Source organism: uncultured Campylobacter sp. (assembly GCF_937949835.1).
Classification (GTDB): domain Bacteria; phylum Campylobacterota; class Campylobacteria; order Campylobacterales; family Campylobacteraceae; genus Campylobacter_B.
In genome coordinates this window covers 1-6,759 of sequence record NZ_CALEDC010000168.1, presented here as the reverse complement: position 1 = coordinate 6,759, position 6,759 = coordinate 1, and the positions used below count along the sequence as shown (strand labels likewise).

Here is a 6,759-nt window from a genome sequence, read left to right as displayed (position 1 = left end):
GCCATTCCTCTGCGCGTTGTAGGGTCCAGGTATCGCTTGCGTACGCGGATATTTACCGGCGTAACCTCCACAAGCTCGTCCTCTTCGATCCACTCTAAAGCACGCTCTAAATTTAATGCTCGTGGCGGCACGAGCTTGATCGCATCATCGCTGCCGCTGGCGCGGACGTTGGTTAAATTTTTACCCTTGATCGGATTGACGTCCAGATCGTTCGGGCGGCTGTGCTCGCCGATGATCATGCCCAGATAGACCTTCGCCTGCGGAGCGATAAAAAGCACGCCGCGATCTTGCAGGTTCCACAGGCTGTATCCTAGCGCCACTCCGTTTTCCATGCTCACGAGCGCGCCGTTTTGTCGCTTCTCGACCGCGCCGATGAAGGGGCGAAATTCCAAAAAGCTATGATTCATCACCCCTTCGCCGCGAGTATCGGTCAAAAACTGCGAGCGAAAGCCGATAAGACCGCGCGCGGGGATCTCAAACTCCATGCGCGTCTGCCCGTCGCCGGTCGGATTCATCACCTTCATCTCGGCCTTTTTGCGACCGAGCTTTTCGATGACGGTGCCGGTACAATCATCGGGCGCGTCGATGACTAGATGCTCGAAAGGCTCGCATTTGATGCCGTCGATCTCTTTGATGATGACTTCCGGGCGCCCGAGGCAAAACTCAAAGCCCTCGCGGCGCATATTTTCAGCCAAAATCGTAATCTGCAACTCGCCGCGGCCGCTTACTTTAAATTTTCCCTCGCCCGCGTTTTCATAGCGCATCGCGATGTTGGTTTTCATCTCCGCTTCCAAGCGCTCGTCGATCTTATTTGAGGTTACGAATTTACCCTCCGTGCCGGCTAGTGGTCCGTCATTTACGCTGAAAATTACGCTAAGAGTCGGCTCTTCGATATGCAGCGCATCAAGCGGGATCGGATTATTGGGATCTACGATGCTATCGCCTACGTCAAGCGCGTCAAAGCCCGCAATCGCCACAATGTCGCCCGTGCCCGCCGCATCGATGTCGGTACGCTCAAGCCCGTTAAAGCCGATCAGCTTTGAAATTCTACCGTTGATGTGCGTGCCGTCAGCTTTGGCTAGCATAACACTTTGGTTTTTATTTATCGTGCCGTTGAAAATCCTAGCGATGCCGATCTTACCGACGTAGTTATCGTAATCAAGCGTGAAAACCTGCAGTTGAAGCGGATTATCGTCGCTGCCGCTAGGGGTCGGAACGTGAGAGATGATCGTCTCAAAAAGCGGCTTCATGTCGGTGCTCTCATCGCTTAGATCGTATTTTGCATAGCCGTTTTTGGCCGCGGCGTAGATGACGGGGAACTCAAGCTGCTCGTCGTTTGCGTCAAGCGCTACAAAAAGATCGAAAATTTCATTTACCACGCGGTCCGGATCGGCTGCGGGCTTGTCGATTTTATTTACGACTACGATAGGTCTGAGCCCCAAAGATAGTGCCTTTTTTACGACAAATTTTGTCTGCGGCATGACGCCTTCTTGCGCATCGACGAGCAAAAGCACGCCGTCTACCATCTTTAGCACGCGCTCTACCTCGCCGCCGAAGTCGGCGTGGCCCGGGGTGTCGATGATGTTGATTTTAACGCCGCCGTAATGGATGGCGGTATTTTTGGATAGGATCGTAATGCCGCGCTCTCGCTCTATGTCGTTGCTGTCCATCACGCGCTCTCCGACCTCTTGGTGATTACCGAAGGTGCCGGACTGTTTTAAAAGCTCATCTACGATAGTGGTCTTGCCATGATCGACGTGCGCGATAACCGCGATATTTCTGATATTTTCCAAATTTCTCTCCGTTTATAATTTCAAAAACTGACGATTATACTAAAAAAATTCTTAAGATAAAAATTTACGAATACTCTTTGACTTCGCAGACAAAAAACTCATACACGCGCTGTTGGATTAGCGCATCCTCGTCATCATCTCCGATCAAACGGCGTAGATGCGAAAAATCAATCTTTTTGATATATTTTTTGTTATTTTTGATATCTCTGTCGATCTCTTTTAAAAGCGAATCTAAATTTAAGCTTTTATAGGTTTTCGCCTTTAAGATATACTCTTTTACGATGGAGACCAGCACGCCTATGCGCTGTTCGTCGCCTGGATAAATTTCGCCGGCTATATCTTTGATCACGTCGTAATCCTCGTCGGTCTGCTTCTTTTTGGCAAGAAGCATTGCGGCAAAAATTTTGGCTCTAAACTCAATAGAACGATGATGAGGGATAAAAACCTCGCGAAATACGGATAAAAGATGATTTTTAAAATTCATTTATAACCTTACTTTAAGAAACATTTCCATATAATCTTGATCGCCCTTTCTTAGACCTGTGCAATGCTTTTTTTAGGCACCGCTTCAGGGTAGGAATACAGCAGAGCACTTAGATCTCGCATGTGCCGCAGCCATCTGGGAAGGGGTTTTATAAATCGATCCTATTAAGTCCGAAATGCTCTTTGAAATCCTCGCAAACACTCTGAAAATCGACGCCTTCAATTTTCGGCTTGGCTTTGAAAAACTCTAACATCGAATTATACCCGCTAAGCAGCTCCTTGCTTTTAACGCCGTAGCTGATCGAAATCCCCGCCTCAAAAAATGCCGCTAGCTTATCGCAATACTTAAGCGCCTTGCCGTCGATTGCGCGGAATTTATCTTCGTTAAACATCTTTAGGCTGCCCTCCGCAAATTTAGGCTCCTTGCCTAACTCGAAGGTGCGGTTTTCAAACTCGTCTTTTATAAATTTACTGCCCTCTTTACGGATACCCAAAATATAACTAAAATCATCTCGCATATGTTCCGGCACAAAGGGTAAAATTTTATCGTCTATTAGCCGCATCTCATATTCGCCGATGATGTCACTAAGGCCTTTAACACCGTATTTTACGGGGCTAATGATGTCGCGAGTGAGGCTTTCTGGTAGATCGTGAAATAGCGCGCAGAAAAAATTATACGCCGTGCGCGAGCGGCACGCACCCACTTCAAGCGAGAAAAAATAGCTTAAAATCGCGACTACTAGCATATGCCCTAGCACCGAAGTCTCAGGGATACGCGGCGTCTGCGCCCAGCGCTTTTGAAAACGAAGTCTGCCGCTAAGATCGACTATGCGAGCAAGTTTTTTATTCATCACGATCTTTCGCACGCCGATTAGCTCGTAATAATCCTCGAGCTCCTCCTCGACCTTGGATTTTAGCTCTTCAATATCGTTTAAAAACTGGCTCGTTTGATATACGATATTAAATTCCCACCGCGTAGAGAGGTAGCTAGCCGCCTTTAAAATAACGGCTTCTTTCTTATGATCCTTGGAATTTAGATATTTTTTAAATCGCTCGAGAAACGCGCCATTTTGAATAGGCAAAAGATCGCTTTCTAGGACGCTTAAAACCCATTCGTTGATCTTTTTTTTCTTGGTTTTTTGTATCTGATGAAAGACGTCCGGACGGATGTCGGTCACGACGATGCGCGCTAAAAACTCGAAAATCCCCGCTTCGATGACGTAGTTGATATCTACGTCGCGCTCAAAGCTAGCGATAAAATAAGCGATGATAAATTTATGCGCCTGCTTGTCGAGCTCAACTAAACTTACCATCTTTGGGTAATCGTTCCAGCGGCTAATGCTTGCGGATTTAAAAATTTGTTCGACTAAATTTGAGCTTATCATCGGTAAATTTGATCCGAGTTTATTTCGATTACCGTGTGGACGTTGCCGCGCGGATTAAAATCGCCCGTGATTTTCATAAATTTAGGCTTTAACTTGCTTTGCAGCGCGCCGTAAATTTCATTTATGCTATCCTCATGGCTGATGTAGCGGTTCATAAAGGAATTTATGTAAAGTTTGATAGCTTTAAGTTCGACTACGAGCTTATCGGGGATATATTCCAAATAGATCGTCGCAAAGTCCGGATAGCCCGAGCGCGGACAGCGGCAGCAAAACTCAGGTAGGGTTATTTTTATAAGATAATCGCGCTTTTGTTTATTGGGCCAAACTTCCATCTTTTCTATGTCAAATTTCTCAATTTCCTCTTCGCCATATCTCACTATGATCTCCTTAAATTCGATATATCGTTCGGCTTTTCGACGCAAAATCCCTGAATATAATCGATACCCATTGTATAAAGCTGCATTTGAAATTCCTGCTTATCTACAAAGCGCATTACGGTTTTGATGCTCGATTTTGCACAGGCTTCGTTGATGCCGATAAATATATTTTTGATCTTTTCGTCGTCTAAATTTTTGTTAAATTCTATATCATAAACGATAAAATCCACTTCTAAAAATTTTAAATATTCAAAGCTCGCGTTTGAGCCGCCGAACTGCGACAGAGCGAAGCTAAAACCGAGTTCGCGGAATTTAATTAAAATTTCATCAAAGCGCTTAATCTCCGAATAGATAAGCTTTTCGTTAAACTCAAACACAATCTTTTTTGGATCGATTAGATTATTATCGATGAGCTTTAAAATTTCATTGCGAAACTCGTTATTTCGCAGGGTCTGAGGCATGATCTCGATAAAAATTTTAGCATCGATATCTTTAAAATAGATGATCCTAGAAATCTGCCTCATCATCGAAATATCGTATTTAATATCGTAATGATTTAGCAGCAAAATATCTAAAATTCTACTTTTTGTAATCTTTTCGCCGCTTCTTAGATCGAGCTTCGGGATCAAATTTATATGCGATTTTACGCCGTTTTTATCTGCAACGCGCTGATATTTAAAGCTGAAATTTTCACTATCGATCGCTTCCATTACGTCGGCGGAAAATACGTCAATTAATACTTTCTCTACGTCAATAGCCTTCTCGCCGTGCTCTTCGTCGTCCAGGTGATTTATCTTATAAAATAGAGCATTTACGATATTATTTAGATTTCGGTCATATGAACTTGGAAGCATTGTAAATTCACTTTTTATCTCTACGTTTTTAATCGTTTGACTTGAAATTTTATGCTCAAACATCCGCAAAATATGACTTAAATTTGTAGCTTTTGATTCTACGCCGAATACAAAGTAGCCGTTTATAAAGCGCCCGATCGGAAGGTCCTTAAAACCCTGCTCCGCCATAAAATTTGAAAGTTCCTTACAATACTCATATAAAATTTCATCGCCGTTTTTATAACCGTATCGATCGTTTATGTCGATGATATTTTTAATTCGCAAAAGAACGATATTTATTTGACGATTTTTAGCTAAATCATTGCTTAAAATTTTCTCGATCTCCTCGCGCACGAATACGTGAGTAACGGGATCGATCAGCGTCTTTTGAAAGCCAAAGTAAATTTGATAGATGACATAATAAACATAGCAGATTAAAAGTATCAAAAATAAAATTACGTCGTCAAATTTAAACTCGCCGTTTCGAAACAAAATAATTCCGAAAACAATTAAAACGCAGGTAAACGGCACCGAAATTTTAAGTGCCGTTATAAAACGATTTTCGCGCTCTTTGGTCTCACTAAATAAAACAGACATTATATATCCAAGTGTTTAACGTCTTTGGCATGGTCTTGAATGTAATTCCTACGCGGTTCAACCTCGTCGCCCATGAAGAGATTAAAGGTATCGCTAGCACTCTGTGCGTCTGCAATGCTAATTTTTAAAAGCCTTCTATTTTCAGGGCTCATAGTTGTTTCCCAAAGCTGCTCCGGATTCATCTCTCCAAGACCTTTATAGCGCTGAATATAAGCGCCTTTTTTCGAGCTTTTTTCGATTTCATCTAAAATTTCAATAAAATCCTTACCGAAGCTTACATCCCGCTCTTTGATCTTTGAATAAATTCTAATCGCCTCTTCAAAGATATAATTGCCGAATAAATTCTCATCTATCACAAGCTGTTCCAAGCCGTTCGGAGTTTGGACATAAATTCTAATGCCTTCATCATTTACATAGGAATTTAAGATGTTAAATCCTTCGCTTTCTAAACGCGGTTTTAAAATTTTAAATAGCTCCTCGTAGACAAGGCTTCGCGCTTCGTCGTTTTCTATCAAAAATCTGATCGCGCTAAGCACGCTGAAGCGCTTTTTAAGCTCATTAAGAAGCGAGCGATAGTTTGAGACGATTTTTAGATAATCAATCAGATCCTCGTTGCCGATGCCTTCAAACTCGCCCATATCGATGCCAGTTTCGATCAAAAACTCGCTAAGCGCCTTTTCGTCTTTCAGATAAATTTCTTTTTTGCCCTTTTTATATCTAAAAAGCGGCGGCTGTGCCAGATAAACATAGCCGTTTTCTACGATAGGGCGCAAAAATCTAAAGAAAAATGTTAGAAGTAGCGTCTGAATGTGGCTGCCGTCGACGTCCGCATCGGTCATAATGATGATTTTATGATAGCGGAGCTTTTCTTCGTTAAATTCCTCGCCGATACCGCAACCAAAGGCCGTGATCATATTTTTAATCTCTTCAGATTGCAAAATTCTATCCAGGCGCGCCTTTTCTACGTTTAAAATTTTACCTCTAAGCGGCAGGATCGCTTGAAACACGCGGTCTCTTCCCTGCTTCGCCGAGCCGCCCGCGCTATCGCCCTCTACTAGATAAATTTCGCTAATGTTTGCATCTTTACTCTGACAATCGGCTAACTTTCCGGGAAGGGTGCCGACGGAATTTATATTGTCTTTTTTGCGCGTTAGATCGCGTGCTTTTTTTGCCGCTTCGCGACCGCGCGCGGCTAAAAGAGCTTTATTCATAATAGCGCGCGCTTCGATCGGATTTTCTTCAAAATACTTACTAAGCACTTCAAACGCCATCTTTTGCACGATCGGCTTAA

General features: G+C 43.2%; 6 protein-coding genes and 1 other RNA gene. 1 reads left to right on the top strand and 6 read right to left on the bottom strand.

Translation table 11 applies throughout. The annotated features are described in order from the left end of the window. On the bottom strand, positions 1-1,793 hold a 1,793-nt coding region (gene typA / locus Q0256_RS03675; RefSeq protein WP_297960139.1), incomplete at its 3' end, for a translational GTPase TypA. Between the two features lie 64 nt (positions 1,794-1,857). Next, complete coding sequence (locus tag Q0256_RS03670; protein WP_297901478.1) at positions 1,858-2,277, bottom strand: hypothetical protein; 420 nt, start codon at positions 2,275-2,277, stop codon at positions 1,858-1,860. A 47-nt stretch (positions 2,278-2,324) separates the two neighbouring features. On the opposite strand from Q0256_RS03670, the gene ffs reads away from it, so the two are divergent. Next, positions 2,325-2,422, top strand: an RNA gene (ffs, locus tag Q0256_RS03665) — signal recognition particle sRNA small type. Between the two features lie 3 nt (positions 2,423-2,425). Here ffs and Q0256_RS03660 read toward each other — a convergent pair. From Q0256_RS03660 to Q0256_RS03645, 4 genes are all read right to left on the bottom strand, one after another. Then, positions 2,426-3,661, bottom strand: a complete 1,236-nt coding sequence (locus Q0256_RS03660) for an HD domain-containing protein (protein ID WP_297960137.1) — start codon at positions 3,659-3,661, stop codon at positions 2,426-2,428. After that, positions 3,658-4,038 carry a preQ(1) synthase gene (gene queF / locus Q0256_RS03655; RefSeq protein WP_297960135.1) on the bottom strand — a complete coding sequence of 127 codons (381 nt, stop codon included), beginning with the start codon at positions 4,036-4,038 and terminating at the stop codon, positions 3,658-3,660. The genes Q0256_RS03660 and queF overlap by 4 nt, the downstream gene beginning before the upstream one ends. After that, positions 4,038-5,468 carry an EAL domain-containing protein gene (locus tag Q0256_RS03650; RefSeq protein ID WP_297960133.1) on the bottom strand — a complete coding sequence of 477 codons (1,431 nt, stop codon included), beginning with the start codon at positions 5,466-5,468 and terminating at the stop codon, positions 4,038-4,040. The genes queF and Q0256_RS03650 overlap by 1 nt, the downstream gene beginning before the upstream one ends. Beyond that, on the bottom strand, positions 5,468-6,759 hold a 1,292-nt coding region (locus tag Q0256_RS03645), incomplete at its 5' end, for a toprim domain-containing protein (RefSeq protein WP_297960131.1). The genes Q0256_RS03645 and Q0256_RS03650, both read right to left, overlap by 1 nt.

Bases quoted from the DNA above. Each gene is read 5' to 3' on its own strand.
- Q0256_RS03650 (WP_297960133.1), bottom strand. From the start codon at position 5,468: ATGTCTGTTTTATTTAGTGAGACCAAAGAGCGCGAAAATCGTTTTATA.
- Q0256_RS03660 (WP_297960137.1), bottom strand. From the start codon at position 3,661: ATGATAAGCTCAAATTTAGTCGAACAAATTTTTAAATCCGCAAGCATT.
- Q0256_RS03670 (WP_297901478.1), bottom strand. From the start codon at position 2,277: ATGAATTTTAAAAATCATCTTTTATCCGTATTTCGCGAGGTTTTTATC.